The sequence below is a fragment of the Bacteroides faecis MAJ27 genome, assembly GCF_900106755.1.
Classification (GTDB): Bacteria; Bacteroidota; Bacteroidia; order Bacteroidales; family Bacteroidaceae; genus Bacteroides; species Bacteroides faecis.
The window spans coordinates 40,686-58,464 of sequence record NZ_FNNN01000032.1; the positions used below are offsets into that span (position 1 = coordinate 40,686).

Sequence of the window (17,779 nt, forward strand, 5' to 3'; positions counted from 1 at the left end):
CTTTCTAAAAAATGATTCTAATGAAACAACGATACTACTTACTCCTATTATTTACAGCACTGCTTTCCGGCACTGGATATGCGCAGAAAAGCGTTATGCATTTAAGTCAATCCACGCTGATGCATGAAGTTCGTGAAACACCTTCTCCATTGGACGGACAACACATTGCTGTCAATCCGCCACGCTTTATGTGGCCGGATAAATTTCCTCATCTCGGAGCCGTACTGGACGGTGTAGAAGAAGAGGACTACAAACCGGAAGTTACTTACCGTATCCGGATCTCACGCGACCCGGAGTTCCAATCAGACGTAATCACCGCCGAGAGAAACTGGGCATTCTTCAACCCTTTCAAACTCTTTGAGAAAGGAAAATGGTATTGGCAACATGCCTATGTAGATAAAGATGGAAAAGAAGAGTGGTCACCTGTCTATCATTTCTATGTAGACGAACAGACACGAACATTCAATCCGCCTTCCTTACAAGAAGTATTGACTAAATTGCCTCAAAGCCACCCACGCATTCTGCTCGATGCGAAAGACTGGGATCATATCATTGAACGGAATAAAAATAATCCGGAAGCACAGCTATATATTCAAAGGGCGCAGGAATGTCTCAACCATCCGTTGAAACACCTGGAAGAAGAAATCGATACGACACAAGTAGTCAAACTGACTAACATTGTACAATACCGTTCTGCCCTGATTCGCGAAAGCCGAAAAATAGTGGACCGTGAAGAAGCAAATATCGAAGCTATGGTACGTGCTTACTTACTGACCAAAGAAGAGATTTACTACAAAGAAGGAATCAAGCGTCTTGCCGAAATCCTTTCATGGAAAAACAGCAAATACTTTGCCGGAGACTTCAACCGTTCAACCATCTTATCTATGAGCACTTCCGCCTATGACGCATGGTATAACTTGCTGACTCCGGAAGAAAAGAAACTGCTATTGAGAACTATCCGAGATAATGGCAAGAAATTCTATCATGAATACGTAAATCATCTTGAAAACCGTATTGCCGACAATCACGTCTGGCAAATGACTTTCCGTATTCTGAATATGGCAGCCTTCGCCACCTATGGAGAATTGCCGATGGCTTCTACTTGGGTAGACTACTGCTACAACGAATGGGTATCACGTCTGCCGGGACTTAACACGGACGGAGGATGGCACAATGGAGATTCTTACTTCCACGTCAATCTTCGTACGTTAATCGAAGTTCCTGCTTTCTACTCACGTATCAGTGGTTTCAACTTTTTTGCCGATCCCTGGTATAATAACAATGCGCTTTATGTAATCTACCACCAGCCTCCGTTCTCCAAATCTGCCGGACATGGTAATTCACACGAGACTAAGATGAAACCCAATGGAACACGGGTAGGCTACGCCGATGCACTGGCACGGGAATGCAACAACCCGTGGGCTGCCGCTTATGCACGTACGATCCTGCAAAAAGAACCGGACATCATGAAAAAGTCTTTCCTTGGAAAATCAGGAGATTTGACCTGGTATCGTTGTACAACCAATAAATCTCTCCCCAAAGAGGAACATTCCCTGGCGGAACTGCCTATGACGAAAGTCTTTAATGAAACAGGAATTGCAACCATGCATACTTCACTGGGAAATATAGAAGAAAATGCTATGTTATCATTCCGCTCCAGCCCGTACGGTTCTACTTCACATGCACTTGCCAATCAGAACGCATTCAATACCTTCTACGGTGGCAAAGCTATTTTTTATAGTAGCGGACATCGTACCGGATTCACTGACGATCATTGTATGTATTCATACCGGAATACCCGTGCTCATAATAGTATTCTTGTGAACGGAATGACTCAAACTATTGGTACAGAAGGATATGGATGGATTCCACGCTGGTATGAAGGAGAAAAGATTTCGTATATGGCAGGAGATGCTTCCAATGCATATGGAAAAATCACCGCTCCTATCTGGCTGAAACGTGGTGAACTATCAGGTACTCAATATACTCCCGAAAAAGGATGGGATGAGAATAAGCTGGATTATTTCCGTCGCCATATCATCCAGCTAGGGAATACCGGTGTATATGTGATTTACGATGAATTGGAAGGTAAAGAAGCTGTCACGTGGAGTTACCTTCTACATACAGTAGAGCTCCCTATGGAGATGCAGGAACTTGGCAATGAAGTAAAAGTCACAGGAAAGAACAAGGCGGGAGGTATATCTGTCGCGCATCTTTTCAGTTCTGCTAAAACAGAGCAAGCCATTGTAGATACATTCTTCTGTGCTCCGACCAACTGGAAGAATGTAACCAATGCCCAAGGAAAAGCGGTGAAGTATCCTAACCACTGGCACTTCTCCTCCACAACTGTTCCTTGCAAGATTGCCCGTTTCCTTACTGTAATGGATACGCACGGAAATAACCGTCCGGACATGAAAGTCATCCGCAAAGGAAACACAGTACAAGTAGGTGACTGGATAATTACCTGTAATCTGACTGATAAAGGAAAATCAGCTATCAGCGTCACTAATAAAACGGAGAAAGTTTCTCTAAACTATGATGCTGGTAAAAAGGAAGGTGTAACTATTGTAACCGATCAGGTAAATGGCAAACAAGTAAATAAAGTTTTAACAGACTATTTACCGGACTTCGAAATATAATTATCAGTTCTCAATCATTAGCCCCCGATATTTATGGCATGCCAACATATCGGGGGCTATTATTATATATGCAACGATCAAACATTGAATCCTGCAAAAACGTTATATTTGCAGACAGAAATAAAAAAAGAAACAAAAAATGAAGTATATCGGAGCACATGTAAGCGCATCCGGCGGTGTGGAGTTCGCCCCCATTAATGCGCATGAGATAGGAGCAAATGCGTTTGCTCTATTTACCAAAAACCAACGTCAATGGGTGAGCAAGCCTTTGACCGAAGAAAGTATCCAACTTTTCAAAGAGAATTGTGAGAAGTACAATTTTCAGGCGGACTATATTTTACCACACGACAGTTACCTCATTAATCTGGGACATCCCGAAGAGGAAGGACTGGCGAAAAGCCGCGCTGCCTTTTTGGATGAGATGCAACGCTGCGAACAACTAGGTTTGAAACTACTCAATTTCCACCCTGGCAGTTCTCTCAATAAAATAGCGATAGAAGATTGTCTGGCACTTATCGCAGAAAGTATCAATATCACCCTTGAAAAGACTAAAGGAGTAACGGCAGTAATAGAAAACACAGCCGGACAAGGCAGTAATCTGGGAAGCGAGTTCTGGCAACTTAAATATATCATCGACCGGGTAGAAGATAAAAGCCGTGTCGGTATCTGCCTGGATACTTGCCATACATACACGGCAGGGTATGATATCGTAAATGATTATGATAAAGTGTTCGATGAGTTTGAGAAAGAAGTAGGATTCAAGTATTTACGTGGTATGCACCTGAATGATTCTAAAAAAGAATTAGGCAGTCATGTTGATCGCCATGATAACATTGGTAAAGGGTTAATCGGAAGTACGTTCTTTGAAAAATTAATGAAAGATTCAAGGTTCGACAATATGCCGCTTATTCTCGAAACACCTGATGAAAGTAAGTGGGCAGAAGAGATTTCATGGCTGAGAAGCGTTGAATAACAGAGATAACCGATCCCAATTATACAAAGAATATGCCAATAGCCGGAAGTGTATCATTCCGGTTATTGGCATAAATTAGTAACACAAATTCAGTAGATACTTCACTAATAAATATTTGCCATACTGACTAAAGGCTCATAGAGTTTCTCTATATCCTGTGAATCCATCTCTATCTGCACCTGATCGCCCGGCATCAGCCGTTGTCCTTTAGGAGCCCAATTTTTCCGGTCACGATGAACGTTAATAATAACACAACGTTCCGGCAAGCGAAGTTCATCTACTATTTTACCATCCAGATAAGAGCCACTCATGACCTCTACTGATAAAGTATAGCGGGGCTCTTCTTTAAAGGCAGGGGAGTTAATCATATCATCATATAAAATCACATTGAAGGGTTTTATCTGGAGCATCTCCGTGAAATAGTAAGTCAATCCCCCCACGACAATAGATGGATAAAAGACTTCCAGATGTCCCGTTATCTCTGTAATAAGTACGATAGCCGTCAGTGGAGTACGAACTACAGCTACAAGAAAAGCTGACATACAAATTAACATGATATAGCTGATGTTTTCATAAGCAATCACTCCCTGCCGGACCATTATCAAGGCTACGATTTGTCCCAGCAATCCTCCTGTTACCAATGTAGGGATGAAACTTCCTCCCGGCAAACCCGAAGAAAAAGAAAAGATACTGAATACAAAGTGTAGCAACATCATGCCTACAATCCAAAGAATATGCGTATCCGGACTCGTTGCCTGCAAAAGTAAGAATTGCTCTCCTCCACCAGTCAGATTGACTTCGGCCATAGAAATAAGGAAAGCGATAAAAAGGAGATATAGCATCTTCACATACTCCGGATGCTTGATGGCGGGATAAATCCGTTTAACTTGAAGAGTCGTGACGGAAAAGAACTTTCCGAAAACAGACACCACAGCTGCCAACAAGAGAAACAGCTTAACCTGTGACCAGAAAGTCATTCCCGGTACAATGGCATCGATCTGAAAATAAGGGCTGATCGGAAATATCCAACTGGCAACTCCACCCGCCACTACTCCTGCCAAAAGAGTAGTAATGGCTGTCTTTGGAGCATCAAACCGTTCAATAGATTCGATAACGAGTAAAGAAGAAGCCAATGGGGCAGCAAACGCGGCAGCTAGTCCCGCACCGGCACCTGCGGCCAATAACTGTTTTCGTTCACCAGTAAGCACTCTCCCCCATTTAGAGACCAAAAATCCTACATACGAACCAATCTGTACAGAAGGACCTTCGCGTCCTAAAGACAACCCGGTGCTTAACGCAAGTATTCCACCCACGAATTTAGCAACCAGTTCGATGAACGGATGTTTATATGCCACCCTGCCGTTAATTACTCCACGTGTTTGCGGAATACCTCCACCCGTTATCAAGGGCATCTTCTTCACCAACCATGATACGAATATAAGAATCCCCCACATCAACAGGAAGAGAGGAAGATACCAGTACCATTTAGGGTGCGAATTAAAGAAATCATGCCGAAGATTAAAGAAATACTGAAGCATATAATGGTAGGGTACAGCAATAAGCCCTGTCAGTAATCCAACAAAGATACTGACAAAGTAAAGCCGCGCATCAATCAATTTAAGCTTAAAGATACGCCAGCGCCCTTTATCTTTTAATTTTTTTATCAGTCGAAACATTCAACAGGGGTTTCATTGTTTTAAATGCATGGATACAACAATGGAAACCCCGTTGAGGTTTTTGAATTTCCTTTAAAATTCAGGTGAATAACGATTTAAATAACATCTATTGTTATCTTCTTCAATGTCCCATCAGATTGAGACGCAATATAACATGTACCATAAAATAAGAACCCAGGGCATTATAATCTACATCACGAATAGCCGAGGGAGTAATGGTACGTACCAATGAAATGTCCTGGTGGAGTATATCATATATTTTAAAACGAATCAATAATTGCTTCTTTTTCAGAAACGCCTTGGAAAGTTGACTATTCCACATAAAGTTCTCGCGTGCATTCCCTTCATAGTCATAACCTTCCCGGATAAAGTAAGTCAGGTCTGTATACAGTTCTACCCCCCAGGGAAGATAAAGCTGCAACTGTGTTCCGATCTGGTAATCATAAGTCTCAGTCCTCTTTTCTCCAACATTATTATACGAGCTATTATAAAGCAATCCGGCAAATCCTGTAATCTCTACCTGACAGGTTCGATAAGTTAACTGTAAGCGTTCACGGGCCGTCAAATGCTTTACTGTACTTTTCATTGGTTCCTCTCTATTCAGCGTAGTATATCCATTTTGATTTCGGTATTGTACATAAGAATAGGTGCGGAATATCCAGCTACGATTCCTGAAAGGAGTGTTCAGAGAGAAAGAACCTAAGGCCCGCCAATTACCATTCATATTCATCGGAGTCGTAACACGTCCACCCGTTTCTTCATCATAGGTCACTTGATTGGTTACACTGTTGACTGTATTCTCCACCAAAAGGGAAGCTACAATGTTGCGCTGACGCTTCGTATGATACGAATTGAAGTTTAACGTAAAAGTATTCGTGTATGAGGGCTTCAAAGCAGGATTACCGATACGGATATTCAACGGATTCGTCCGATCTTCCACCGGTTGCAAATCACGGACATTAGGCTGACGTCCTTTTCCCCGATATACTATCTGTAAGCGGGTACGCTTCGAGAATTTATATCGGAAGTTAACCGTAGGAGAGAAATTCAGAACTGATCTCTTCAAAGGCTCTTCCGGGGGATCACTCAATAAAGAATGACTGACCGACTTTTGAGGCTCCAAATCTACACCTACATTATAATTATACTTCTTACGGGAAGTACGCACAGCCAAGTTGAGCAGATGATTGCTATATTGATTTTCAAACTGATTGCTAGCACTTTCATCATAGTCGGGAGTAAATTCTCCTAAATCCTCATTCCAATCATAAACAAAACGATCCGAATTATTCACCTTATACTGATAACTGTAACGAAGCTGAAGATGATGCATCCAAAGTAACGGTTCTACATATACAAGCTGTACCCTATAATTATATCCGTCGATATCATCTTCAATCTTTTGATTCTTACTATCTTCTCTGTCATTTTTAAAGTAATGTGTAGTAGAAAGATTCTTCCTGTCATTAGAAGAAGAATTCGTTCCATAATCTACTTTTAAGGCAACATTCCTTCCTTTCTGGCTAAGTTTACGGCTAAGTTGTAGCATCATTGTCACATTATACTGGGAATTGTGGTTTGAACCGGATGATACTTTCTCATTCAGCAGCACGTCATTCCCCCACCCTTCCTGAAAGCCTTTATTCTCTCTGTCATTGGCAGAAAAACGATATTGAGGACGAAATATCAAGGTAGTTACAGAGTCCATTTTCCATTCGAGGAAAGCATTAGCAACCAGGTTATTATTCTCCGTGCGACTATTATTCGTACTCCGGGTAATTGATTTGTCTTTTCTAATATAATTATCGACGGTGGTACGACTGTCTTCCAAACGATCTGTTCCGACATATTGGATGTTTGAACGGAGTTTGACACGTTTCCAGTCATAAGTCGCATTCACACCCAAAGAACGGGATGTAGTCAGTCCCATACGATTGCGGATATTCCCAGTGGAACTTGAAGATTCTTTCTGTATTTCCGAGAATCCCTGATTATTGGTATTATTGAGATTACCGATGACGGTCAACTGAGAATTATCGCGGAAACGATTCAATGTATTCGCCACCTCATAGCGATCCTTACTGCCATATCCACCCATAAAATTCTCAAGCCAACCTTGTTTCATGCCTTTCTTTACCGATAAATCAAGAATCATTTCTTCTTCTCCGTCATCAATACCTGTCAGACGCGCCAAATCCGATTGTCGTTCATAGGCTTTCAGTTTCTCTACCATTTCTACAGGAAGATTCTTTAGTGCAGCTTTCGGGTCATCGGAGAAAAACTCCTTGCCATCTACCAGAATCTTCTTCACTTCCTTGCCGTGAATCAGCAACTTGCCATCTGCATCAATCTCTCCGCCAGGAAGTTGTTTCACTAATTCTTCGAGCATAGACCCCTCAGGAGTACGGTAAGCAGAAGCATTAAACACAGTTGTATCTCCTTCTGTTATTACCATTGGCGCTTGCCCTACTACCACCGTTTCATCCAGAGCATAGCTTTCCGGTGTTAAGGATATATCTCCCAAATGGGCAGAAACAGTCTTTTGAGAATTGAATACAAGCTGATAAACAGGCTTATATCCAACGAAGGAAACATGAAGAAGCAGAGACTTATTTGGAGTCTTTCTTATGAAAGAAAGCTGGAACTTTCCATTTATATCTGTAGCTCCACCCACTAATAATGTGCTGTCCGGTAAAGACAAAAGCCGGATCGTTGCAAACGATACCGGCTGATAGGTTTCAGTATCAACTACCCGCCCGGCAAAGCTCTCTTTGCCGGACTGTGCATAGACAGCCAAACTTATCAGTAACAAGACATAACAACTAATCAAACGATACTGAAAAGAATACATCTGTCTATGCGCTTTTGTGTTGAATCAGTAAAATAAAACTATAATAAACCTAATATCTATTACTTATTCTGACCTTGATGAGGAGCGTGTTGTCTTTGTCTCTGACGATCTCCCTGTCCGGGTTTGTGACCCTGCCCGGGTCTTTGGTCTTTTCTGCGGTCAAATTCTTTTCTGAATTTATTCATATTGCTCTTCTCTTGCTGGTAGATCTTCATAATTTGCTTCTGAGAGAGAATCTTACTGAACTCATTATAATACTTCTCACGGATATCCAGCATTTTACGGCTTTGTGCAAACTGACCTTTCAGCATCTTGGCTATTTCCGCATCAGTCATTACAGGTCTCGGAGTTCCTTTTGCAGTCTTCGCTTCAGTACCTTGAGCGGTTTCTTTTTTCACTCTAGGCTCACGATTCATCATACGGCAATCACGTAACTCCTTCAGATATTTCTCATAAATGGGAGTAAATTTAGCAGCTGTAGCATCATCCAACATGAGTGCTTTCACCATTTGATTGGTCTGCATCTGCATCATTTGTTCCGGTGTAGGACGTTGTTTCTTTTCTTTATTATCCTTTTCCTGAGCGGAAAGAGTCATCTGGCTTCCCATAAACAAAACCGCCAGCACCACATAAATAAATTTAGTCTTCATAATCTTCACTGTTTAATAATTATTGATTGAGTTTTAGTTTAAAAATATATCGTTCTCAGAGAAGCTGACGAGCTCTTCCAGCTCCTCATCTGATAATTCTTTGATCCATTTATCTACCGGATCAGCAGCTACATTATTATTTTCAATAGCGAGTCTGTTCGAAGTAGCCGGAACATCTGTATTCATATAGCGGAGAGACGGAGTAAACAAAATTCCCGCCAAGACCGCTGCAACAGCTATTACAGCAGGGATAATCCTCTTTAGCCGACGGTTTCTTCGTTGTTCGCCAACCGTACGTTCCAGAATCTTATGCTGTGCCTCCTCGAAAAAGTTCTCCGGAGTGCGATAAGGCGTCCGCTTACCAATATTGTCAAAATCAAAATCCTTATCCATGATGTTACCTATTTAATATGTATTCCTTTATTTTATCCTTCGCATAGTGATAATTCACTTTCAAGGTTTCAACCTTGCTATCCAACACACGTGCAATTTCTTCATATTCCAATTCATCGTAATAGCGCAAGTTGAAAACGATCCGCTGCTTTTCCGGCAAAGTCAATATGGCTTCCTGAAATTTCACAGCCAACTCATCTTCGTAGTCTATATAGTCAGAAGCTTTTAGCTTGTTCATCAGCTCTTCCTGAACCTCTTCTGCCGATATTACTTCTTCTTTACGACCATTCAATAACCGAAGACATTCATTAGTTGCAATTCTGTAAATCCATGTACTCAGCGAACTTTCATCCCGAAATTGGTCTAAATGACGGAATACACGAATAAAGACTTCCTGCAGCACATCTTCTGCATCTTCATGAGACACCACCATTCTCCGGATATAATTATATATCGGTCCCTGAAAACTGTCCACCAGTAACCTGAATCCCCGTTCGCGATCGGAAGAACAAGCTTTTCGGATTTTATCTTCGTTTATCATCTATTATTTCTGAACTTTGATTATTAGAACGTCGAAAAGGAACGAAGTTAAATGTACAAAGAGCGATTTCACATTTATTAATAGAATGGAGAGAGTGAAGAATAAAAAAACACCTTCATAGTCTTTTTCAAGACTATGAAGGTGCTATTCATCCTTTATATACAAGTTAGTTGCCTTAAACTCACCAGAACTTATTATGTTCTGCACTATATTCAAAGCCAACAGCTTTCAACTGACTGATAATATGTTCTTTACTTACGCCCATATCTTCGCAAAGCTCATCCAGTGAAGAATAACAATCGCGTAACTTCATATTGATGACACTAAACAGCATCATCGGATCTTTAGGTAATTCCATAATTCACAATCTTTTAAACCGGGTGCAAAGTTACAGCAATCTCACCGAATAGCAAAACAAATCAAGGACCGATTTCTTCTATTTTCAAAGAGATTCTCTCAATCAGTTTGCTAAGTTCTTCCTCCAAAGGTATCACATTGAAATCTTTCCAGAAATCTTCGTCATATCTGAAATTCATATCAGAAAAGATAGTACGTGTAGGTAATCTCTCTGCCCGAGGAAATGCAGTCACCTGTTCCGTATCCACTTTGCAAGTGATCATTTCAAACCAAATCTGCATATGCGGACTACCAGACAGCAAGCGCCTTCGTTTCACTTTGAAAGAAAGATCGCCGCGGATATGATGAATATAATAAATTCCTTGCCATGGCTTGTAAGAAATAGTATAAACCACCTTTTGCAGTATCATATTAATACCACGCGTACGCCTTTCTACAAACATTCCCGATGCTTTCTTCACACGTTGAGGATCGACCTCAAAACGAGCTTGCAACAAAGCATTTGTCTCAGCATCAATATACAAATCTCCACAGTAGAGAGGCTCGATTATCTCTTTCTTTTGTTCAAAGTGTATAACATTAACACAGCGATCATCAATGAATGTCACTCCCTGTGAAGTGTAGAGATAGCCGTTATCACCTGCATCAGGTATCAGAAATGAAGGCATATCTTTCATTATATCCATCTGAAAACATGCCTGAATGCCGGACTTTACCTTAACAAGCAGACTATCCTTAGCTTCCACATTACTCAACCGACTCATCTTTAGCAGCTTTACCTGATCGGAAACAGAAGGGTGAGTAGCGATTTTATAAACTTTAAAGACTGCTTCAGTTAGATTCTGAACCTTATTTTTCAATAGAACCCCTTCACGGTAGAATGTTGTCAGGTAAGTGGGAGAATGAGAATAATTCTGCTCTCTTTGCCGTCCCATTTCCTTCAACAATTTATAAGGATCAACCCATTGAACCACCACTTCCTGCAGAGGGACCACCTTCGGTTCCAAACTCAAAATATTATGCCTTCCTGCCAAAACGGAAACTTCCAAAGTTTGTGAAACATATCCTATATGGGAAAACACGACCGAATCATTTTGCAAAGAATCCGGTAAAGAAAGTCTGAACTCACCTTCCTTATTAGTGACAATACCCACAGATGTCCTCCGAACTCCTACGGATGCAGAAGCGACAGGCATCCCGGTTTCCTTATCCAGCAAAGTTCCTGTAAGCATAATATTTACAAACTGAGCAGATGCAGGGCCCGCATGCTGCTGTTTAATTTGTGTAAAAGGAGTTATCAGAATATGGGTGCCTATTACTTTAAACTCCAAACTGGTATCTCCTACAATCTCATAAATGGCCTGACGAATAGTTCGTTCTCCTTTTTGTATCTTTACCGTTGCGTCATTATTCACTACCTTGCTATCATAAATAAACAGATAACCCGACTGTTGAGAAATATAGCCTAACAGGGAGTAGACTGTTCCTTTCGTCTTGGGCAGACTGATCATGCTCTCCAGCACATCTTCTCCGGTTGCTCTTAACGTATTCGACACGAAAAAGAGTAAACACAGAATAGCCATATAGCGATAAACCAGCCTCATCTTACTTTTTTTAAAATTATTCTGCCAGCATAAATGTATCTCCCTGTCGTGTACACTTCAAGTTTAGTGCACATGCTATCAGTGTAGCCACCGTCTCTGGAGATTCGTTAGAAAACTCAACTGTCAGCTTTCTTTTTTCAAGTGCAGGAGAAGCTACACGTATCTGTAAACTTCCGGCATTCATATTCATTACTTTCAGAATGTGTTCCAAAGATTCATCCTTAAAACAGACATGTTTCAGATAACGGTTCAACTCTTCCGTATTTTCATTCGCACTAAGTAGCAGTTGCTGCGATTTCAATACCACTGTCTCACCAGCTTTGACATAGCATTCCTTATTCCCTTTTTTTAAGGTTACCCTAACAGTTCCACGTTGTACTGAGAGACGAAACGGAGCATCCTCGACACTCTTCACACTAAAAGCAGTACCCAACACCTCAATCTTCACTTGTTCGGTATCAATCCAAAAGGGTCGTTCCCTGTTCTTCGCCACATCAAAGAAAGCATCTCCCTGTAAACTGACTTCCCGTTTATCGGAAACAAAATGTTCAGGATATCGGATAGAAGTTTCCTTTGCCAAAAATACGACAGAACCATCTTCAAGAGTCGTAACCAATGTAGGAATATCTTGATTTTTCTGTGTAATAAGGCTTGGTAATTCTTCTCTTTGCCCAAATTCCCAATACAGAGTCCCCAAAACAAAACCTACTACTACCGCTGCAACAGCCCCATAGCGTACCCATATCGAAATTTTAGGTTTCCGATGATCTTCAACAAGCAAATGATCTTTGTCCAATCGGTCATACAACTGGTTCCAAGCCTGTTCCGTCTTTATTTTATGAATATCCGTTTTCATCATCTCATTTGAATATAATTTTCTATTTCTTTTCTCAAAGTTCGTAAAGTCTTCGTCATTTCCGCCTCCACCGTTTTAACGGAAAGAGAAAGCAGAAGTGCAATTTCTGCATATTTCTTTCCCTCCTCCCGGTGCATCTTAAAGATTCGCATTCTACGTTCCGGTAATTTTTCAAGGGTACTATTAATCAACTTCTGAAGTTCTTCATATTCCATCTGTTGATAAGGATCTGTAACCTGTTCCGAAGATGGTGCAGTCAATATGGACTCTCTATACCGTTCCTTCACCTCTTCATGTTCACAATATTGAATAGACTGATTACGCGTCGCTCTGTAGAGATAGCTTTTTACAGATTGAAAAATCTGTAATTGTTCCCTATCCTTCCAAAGCACATAAAACAGTTCTTCAACGATTTCCTCAGCTACCTCTATCCGTCCGGTAATGCTTGCCGCATACCAACACAGGGGAGAATAATAACAGCGAAATAATTCCTCAAACGCCTTTATGTCACCTGCTTTTATTTTTGTCAGTATGAGCTGTTCATTCAGCATACTACTATCATTTTACGATTGTTCCCAAATATAAGAAAACAATTCTGATTTTAATTAGATTGCTTTTTCAATTTATCGACAGCATGTTCCAAAGACTCCGTAGGTTCAATGATATTATAATTTCCCCAAAAATCTTCACTCCAGTAGTTTCCTACTTTATCGTAGAAAATCTGATTAGAAGCGAACACTTTATTCCTCGGAATCATTTCGGATGGATTCTCTCTCCTGTCCGTCACCACCATTTCTGATGTTACCGCATAATTCGTAGAGAAAAGTCTCCGTTTCCAGTCACATTTAAAACGAATATCATTTCGGATATAGTTCATATATGTCCTTCCATCAATCGTTTTATAAGTAATCAGAAAAGATAATTCCTGTGGTTTGAATCTCAACCCAAGTGGCTTTTGATGAAGAATAGCAGCAATCGCCTTCGATTTATTCTGCATATCCAGATCCATTTCGACACGTGTAAACGACAGGTTATCACAATCTACATACAATTTTCCATGAAATAACGCATAAGGTAAAAGAACTCTCGGACGGAAATTAATAACATATTGTATCCGGTTATCTATCAGTGCGGATTCACTCATCCAGAACTCATAGTTATTCAGTTCTTCCAGTTCCAGCAAGGCTTCTTTATTCTTCACGATATCCAAAACGACCGATATATTAGGACCACCCATAACCTTTACTGCTAATGTATCACTAGCTTTTTGACTTAACAAACGGCGTCCCTTCAGAACTTGCAATTTATCATCATCCGTAGTACGGTTGGTATATGCCGTTTTCGATACATCAAGTACAGCTTCCGATACACTGATATAACGGTGTCCTTTCTGCACAGTCTCCCGATAAAAACAAGTAAGCATGTTCCGGTTCGCACTATAATTTACCGGAATCTTCTCCATCGCCTTTTCTATGATCGTACGCGGATTATTGGCATAAACTACCACTTCATTCAACTGATTAGTATGAGGAATCATCCAGACCGTCAGTTTTGAGGCATTATGCTTATCCAAAGACACATGACTATTGATATAGCCAATATGAGATATTTCCAGTTCGCGCGGAACCTCCTCTTTTTTTACTTTCAGAGCAAATTCTCCCTCTGCATTTGTCACCGTACCAATATTGCTCCCCTGAACAGACACATTCACGTTTTCAAGCGTTTTTCTATTCTGCTTATCCTTCACCATCCCAACGATCGTGTAATAATCTCCCGCATCTTGCGCCCATATATCAGCATTCCCTATCCATAGAAAAGCTAATAACCATCCAACCCAAAGTATAACAGACTTTTTCATCTTAATAGAGTTTTAAAGTTAATAATTCCTGCTTCTATCAATAAGATCGTTCAAGCCGCCAATACCCTATTGTTTGAAATAAAAAAACAGTATCTTGCCTCGCATACGAAAAATACATTCTCAACAAACAAGAGAAGAAACGCCATCATTCCACTTTGATCTTGCCAGACTCAAATCTAATTGTTAATTATACTTTCATATATATTTCGTATAAAAATAGTTTCTACCTTTGTAGCCGTTATGACGAAATATATATTCTGTATATTATTTGGTATATTTCTGATATGGGGATGCAGTTTAATTCCCGATAAAGAACTACAGGAGTTCCGGACAGAAGCCGGTACTACAGCTATACAATCCCATACCCAACTACAGAATTATAGATCTAAAACAGTCGTTAAACAATCGGGTAAAGAAAAAAGCTTCTTCCAAGCAGGGAAATATGATGGAAAATATGATTGTAATACTGCTGACGGCATTTTAGGAAACTCACTTTTATCTCGTACCACTTCTGTTTCCAAAATCCTAAGATTCAGCGTTTCTTCCGTCACAATTCGGATACTAAGTTCCTTAAAATATCAATTTCCAAAAGAAAAATGGACTGGTCTCCCCTACTATACAAATCTCACCAAATTCTCATATAGATATTACGTCTATACACTAGGACGAATACTTATTTAATATCTCTTTTCCTTCTATGGGATGAGATGAGTGTATCTTCATGCCCATTTTATCCCTTTATATTCAAGGTAAGAAAGCAAGAAGAGTCTTTTCCATTACCGGGAATATGCATACGATTTCTCTTTTACATATTAATAACTGATATATAATGGAATTTATATTAGACTTTATTCTCCACATTGATCAATACATGATTAGTATAGTGCAGGATTACCATACTTGGGCATACGCTATCCTATTCACTATTATATTTTGCGAAACCGGGCTTGTACTCACCCCCTTTCTTCCTGGTGATTCTTTACTTTTCGTTGCAGGAGCCATTTCCGCATTACCCAGTATGTCGATCGATATCCATATTCTTGTTTTAATCTTATTTGCAGCAGCCGTATTAGGTGACTCCTGCAACTACATGATCGGACATTTTTTCGGACGCAAACTTTTTCATAATCCCAACTCCAGGATATTCAAACAAAGTTATCTTGATAAAACGCATGAATTTTATAAAAAATATGGTGGGAAAACGATTATTCTCGCCCGCTTTGTGCCTATCGTCCGCACTTTTGCTCCATTTGTAGCCGGAATGGGAAAAATGCATTACTATTACTTTATGATCTACAATCTGACAGGTGGGGCCATATGGGTAGTTTTATTTTGCTATGCAGGCTACTTCTTTGGCGATCTGCCGTTCGTACAGGAAAATCTTAAACTCTTGATTATCGCTATTATATTTATTTCAATATTACCTGCAATAATAGAAGTATTACGAGCGAAGTTAGGATCGAAGCAATAAAAAACTTTATTTATTTGTTTATTAATAACAACGACCATCAAATTAAACATCTCAAAAACAATTTAATGTACTCATATTTATGAAAAATTCTTTTTTTAGTAAATTCACGCCCAAAGAACCAAAGTTCTTTCCTCTGCTGAAGCAGTTATCAGATGTTTTATCTGCCTCATCCGTTCTACTTGTAGAAAGTCTGCAACATGATCTACCAACAGAAAGAGCTGACTACTACAAGCAAATAAAAGATATGGAACGCGAAGGCGACCGGTTGACTCATTTAATCTTTGATGAGTTAAGCACCACATTCATCACTCCCTTCGACCGTGAAGATATCCACGATCTGGCTTCCTGTATGGACGATGTTATTGACGGAATCAACAGTAGCGCCAAACGAATTGTAATCTATAATCCTCGCCCCATTTCTGAAAGTGGAAAAGAACTGAGCCGTCTGATTCATGAAGAGGCGATTAATATAGGTAAAGCTATGGATGAACTGGAAACCTTCCGCAAAAATCCAAAACCGTTACGCGAGTACTGCTCTAGATTACATGATATAGAGAATCAGGCGGACGATGTTTACGAACTCTTTATCACTAAACTCTTTGAAGAAGAAAAAGACTGTATCGAACTGATTAAGATTAAAGAGATCATGCATGAGCTGGAAAAGACAACCGATGCAGCTGAACATGTAGGCAAAATATTGAAAAACCTGATCGTAAAGTATTCATAAAATCAGAGCAAGACACATGGAATTATTAGTGATTATCATTATACTGGCTCTGATATTCGATTATATCAACGGCTTTCATGATGCGGCAAATTCGATAGCTACCATCGTATCAACCAAAGTACTGACTCCTTTCCAAGCAGTATTATGGGCAGCATTCTTTAACTTCGTTGCGTTTTTCATAGCCAAATATATTATAGGGGGCTTTGGTATAGCAAACACTGTGTCAAAAACGGTTGTAGAGCAATATATCACACTGCCTATCATTCTGGCAGGTATCATTGCCGCTATTTCCTGGAACCTGATTACTTGGTGGAAAGGTATTCCATCTTCCTCTTCCCATACGCTTATCGGTGGTTTTGCAGGAGCTGCCATCATGGCAAATGGTTTTGAAGCTATCCAACTCAACATCATTCTTAAAATCGCAGCTTTTATCTTTCTGGCTCCATTCATAGGTATGGTTATCGCTTTTGGATTCACTCTGCTTGTACTCTATATCTGCCGACGTGCCAATCCGCATACTGCGGAAATGTGGTTCAAAAGATTACAGTTGGTTTCTTCGGCCATGTTCAGTGTGGGACATGGCTTGAATGATTCCCAAAAGGTAATGGGTATTATCGCCGCCGCAATGATAGCCGCTCACTCCATGGGTTTAGGAATCGGTATAAACAGCATTTCTGATCTACCGGACTGGGTAGCGTTCTCCTGTTTTACAGCTATCTCACTGGGAACCATGTCCGGAGGATGGAAAATTGTAAAAACAATGGGAACGAGAATTACCAAAGTAACTCCATTGGAAGGTATGATTGCTGAAACTGCAGGAGCTTTTACACTTTATATCACAGAAATGCTGAAAATTCCTGTAAGCACGACTCATACGATCACCGGAGCAATTATCGGGGTCGGAGCAACCAAACGTTTATCTGCTGTTCGCTGGGGAGTGACTAAAAGCCTCATGACTGCATGGGTGCTTACTATCCCTGTCAGTGGACTCTTGGCTGCAATTGTTTATTTAATAGTATCACTATTTCTGAAATAAAAAAACAGCCTTATTATTTCTGAAATAAAAATCACATATAGGAATTAAAAAAACAAAGAGGTTGTGTCAAAACGCTGGCACAACCTTTTTTTATGCACAAAGCCCAGACTTTCACAAGCCCGGGCTTTGTTATTACCCAAAGTTTTT

16 protein-coding genes are annotated in these 17,779 nt (G+C 40.2%); 6 read left to right on the plus strand and 10 right to left on the minus strand.

All coding sequences use genetic code 11. From position 1 onward, the window contains the following. Nucleotides 1-20 precede the first annotated feature (20 nt). Complete coding sequence (locus tag BLW31_RS20865; RefSeq protein ID WP_010537295.1) at nucleotides 21-2,639, plus strand: DUF4962 domain-containing protein; 2,619 nt, start codon at nucleotides 21-23, stop codon at nucleotides 2,637-2,639. 139 nt (nucleotides 2,640-2,778) lie between these two features. Then, nucleotides 2,779-3,612 (plus strand): deoxyribonuclease IV, encoded by an 834-nt coding sequence (gene nfo / locus BLW31_RS20870; protein WP_010537294.1) that lies wholly within the window; start codon nucleotides 2,779-2,781, stop codon nucleotides 3,610-3,612. Between the two features lie 104 nt (nucleotides 3,613-3,716). On the opposite strand, the gene BLW31_RS20875 is transcribed toward nfo, so the two are convergent. From BLW31_RS20875 to BLW31_RS20920, 10 genes are all read right to left on the minus strand, one after another. Next, nucleotides 3,717-5,288, minus strand: a complete 1,572-nt coding sequence (locus tag BLW31_RS20875) for a ClC family H(+)/Cl(-) exchange transporter (RefSeq protein WP_010537293.1) — start codon at nucleotides 5,286-5,288, stop codon at nucleotides 3,717-3,719. Nucleotides 5,289-5,409: 121 nt separating this feature from the next. After that, nucleotides 5,410-8,139 carry an outer membrane beta-barrel protein gene (locus BLW31_RS20880; protein ID WP_010537292.1) on the minus strand — a complete coding sequence of 910 codons (2,730 nt, stop codon included), beginning with the start codon at nucleotides 8,137-8,139 and terminating at the stop codon, nucleotides 5,410-5,412. 59 nt (nucleotides 8,140-8,198) lie between these two features. Then, nucleotides 8,199-8,789, minus strand: a complete 591-nt coding sequence (locus BLW31_RS20885) for a DUF4890 domain-containing protein (protein ID WP_010537291.1) — start codon at nucleotides 8,787-8,789, stop codon at nucleotides 8,199-8,201. A gap of 33 nt (nucleotides 8,790-8,822) precedes the next feature. Beyond that, the gene (locus tag BLW31_RS20890) at nucleotides 8,823-9,182 is read right to left on the minus strand and encodes a hypothetical protein (protein WP_010537290.1); all 360 of its coding nucleotides are present in this window, start codon (nucleotides 9,180-9,182) and stop codon (nucleotides 8,823-8,825) included. A gap of 4 nt (nucleotides 9,183-9,186) precedes the next feature. Then, complete coding sequence (locus tag BLW31_RS20895) at nucleotides 9,187-9,723, minus strand: RNA polymerase sigma factor (protein ID WP_010537289.1); 537 nt, start codon at nucleotides 9,721-9,723, stop codon at nucleotides 9,187-9,189. 181 nt (nucleotides 9,724-9,904) lie between these two features. After that, nucleotides 9,905-10,081, minus strand: a complete 177-nt coding sequence (locus tag BLW31_RS20900; protein WP_010537288.1) for a DUF4250 domain-containing protein — start codon at nucleotides 10,079-10,081, stop codon at nucleotides 9,905-9,907. Between the two features lie 61 nt (nucleotides 10,082-10,142). Further along, complete coding sequence (locus tag BLW31_RS20905) at nucleotides 10,143-11,684, minus strand: carboxypeptidase-like regulatory domain-containing protein (protein ID WP_010537287.1); 1,542 nt, start codon at nucleotides 11,682-11,684, stop codon at nucleotides 10,143-10,145. Between the two features lie 16 nt (nucleotides 11,685-11,700). Beyond that, nucleotides 11,701-12,543, minus strand: coding sequence for a FecR family protein (locus tag BLW31_RS20910; protein ID WP_010537286.1), 843 nt, complete (start codon nucleotides 12,541-12,543; stop codon nucleotides 11,701-11,703). Next, nucleotides 12,540-13,091 (minus strand): RNA polymerase sigma-70 factor, encoded by a 552-nt coding sequence (locus BLW31_RS20915; protein ID WP_010537285.1) that lies wholly within the window; start codon nucleotides 13,089-13,091, stop codon nucleotides 12,540-12,542. The genes BLW31_RS20910 and BLW31_RS20915 overlap by 4 nt, the downstream gene beginning before the upstream one ends. 50 nt (nucleotides 13,092-13,141) lie before the next feature. Then, on the minus strand, nucleotides 13,142-14,398 hold the full coding sequence (locus BLW31_RS20920; RefSeq protein WP_010537284.1) for a carboxypeptidase-like regulatory domain-containing protein: 1,257 nt from the start codon (nucleotides 14,396-14,398) through the stop codon (nucleotides 13,142-13,144). Between the two features lie 240 nt (nucleotides 14,399-14,638). On the opposite strand from BLW31_RS20920, the gene BLW31_RS25215 reads away from it, so the two are divergent. From BLW31_RS25215 to BLW31_RS20940, 4 genes are all read left to right on the plus strand, one after another. Continuing rightward, nucleotides 14,639-15,079, plus strand: a complete 441-nt coding sequence (locus tag BLW31_RS25215; protein WP_010537283.1) for a DUF8440 family protein — start codon at nucleotides 14,639-14,641, stop codon at nucleotides 15,077-15,079. Nucleotides 15,080-15,227: 148 nt separating this feature from the next. Next, nucleotides 15,228-15,869 (plus strand): DedA family protein, encoded by a 642-nt coding sequence (locus BLW31_RS20930; protein WP_010537282.1) that lies wholly within the window; start codon nucleotides 15,228-15,230, stop codon nucleotides 15,867-15,869. A gap of 79 nt (nucleotides 15,870-15,948) precedes the next feature. Next, a complete protein-coding gene (locus tag BLW31_RS20935) occupies nucleotides 15,949-16,596 on the plus strand; it encodes a DUF47 domain-containing protein (RefSeq protein WP_010537281.1) in 648 nt (215 codons plus the stop codon). 16 nt (nucleotides 16,597-16,612) lie between these two features. Further along, complete coding sequence (locus BLW31_RS20940; protein ID WP_010537280.1) at nucleotides 16,613-17,632, plus strand: inorganic phosphate transporter; 1,020 nt, start codon at nucleotides 16,613-16,615, stop codon at nucleotides 17,630-17,632. Nucleotides 17,633-17,779 lie beyond the last annotated feature (147 nt).

Excerpts from the sequence above, each read along its gene's own strand:
- BLW31_RS20865 (WP_010537295.1), top strand. The coding sequence starts at position 21 with ATGAAACAACGATACTACTTACTCCTATTATTTACAGCACTGCTTTCC.
- nfo (WP_010537294.1), top strand. The coding sequence starts at position 2,779 with ATGAAGTATATCGGAGCACATGTAAGCGCATCCGGCGGTGTGGAGTTC.
- BLW31_RS20875 (WP_010537293.1), bottom strand. The coding sequence starts at position 5,288 with ATGTTTCGACTGATAAAAAAATTAAAAGATAAAGGGCGCTGGCGTATC.
- BLW31_RS20880 (WP_010537292.1), bottom strand. The coding sequence starts at position 8,139 with ATGTATTCTTTTCAGTATCGTTTGATTAGTTGTTATGTCTTGTTACTG.
- BLW31_RS20885 (WP_010537291.1), bottom strand. The coding sequence starts at position 8,789 with ATGAAGACTAAATTTATTTATGTGGTGCTGGCGGTTTTGTTTATGGGA.
- BLW31_RS20890 (WP_010537290.1), bottom strand. The coding sequence starts at position 9,182 with ATGGATAAGGATTTTGATTTTGACAATATTGGTAAGCGGACGCCTTAT.
- BLW31_RS20895 (WP_010537289.1), bottom strand. The coding sequence starts at position 9,723 with ATGATAAACGAAGATAAAATCCGAAAAGCTTGTTCTTCCGATCGCGAA.
- BLW31_RS20900 (WP_010537288.1), bottom strand. The coding sequence starts at position 10,081 with ATGGAATTACCTAAAGATCCGATGATGCTGTTTAGTGTCATCAATATG.
- BLW31_RS20905 (WP_010537287.1), bottom strand. The coding sequence starts at position 11,684 with ATGAGGCTGGTTTATCGCTATATGGCTATTCTGTGTTTACTCTTTTTC.
- BLW31_RS20910 (WP_010537286.1), bottom strand. The coding sequence starts at position 12,543 with ATGATGAAAACGGATATTCATAAAATAAAGACGGAACAGGCTTGGAAC.
- BLW31_RS20915 (WP_010537285.1), bottom strand. The coding sequence starts at position 13,091 with ATGCTGAATGAACAGCTCATACTGACAAAAATAAAAGCAGGTGACATA.
- BLW31_RS20920 (WP_010537284.1), bottom strand. The coding sequence starts at position 14,398 with ATGAAAAAGTCTGTTATACTTTGGGTTGGATGGTTATTAGCTTTTCTA.
- BLW31_RS25215 (WP_010537283.1), top strand. The coding sequence starts at position 14,639 with ATGACGAAATATATATTCTGTATATTATTTGGTATATTTCTGATATGG.
- BLW31_RS20930 (WP_010537282.1), top strand. The coding sequence starts at position 15,228 with ATGGAATTTATATTAGACTTTATTCTCCACATTGATCAATACATGATT.
- BLW31_RS20935 (WP_010537281.1), top strand. The coding sequence starts at position 15,949 with ATGAAAAATTCTTTTTTTAGTAAATTCACGCCCAAAGAACCAAAGTTC.
- BLW31_RS20940 (WP_010537280.1), top strand. The coding sequence starts at position 16,613 with ATGGAATTATTAGTGATTATCATTATACTGGCTCTGATATTCGATTAT.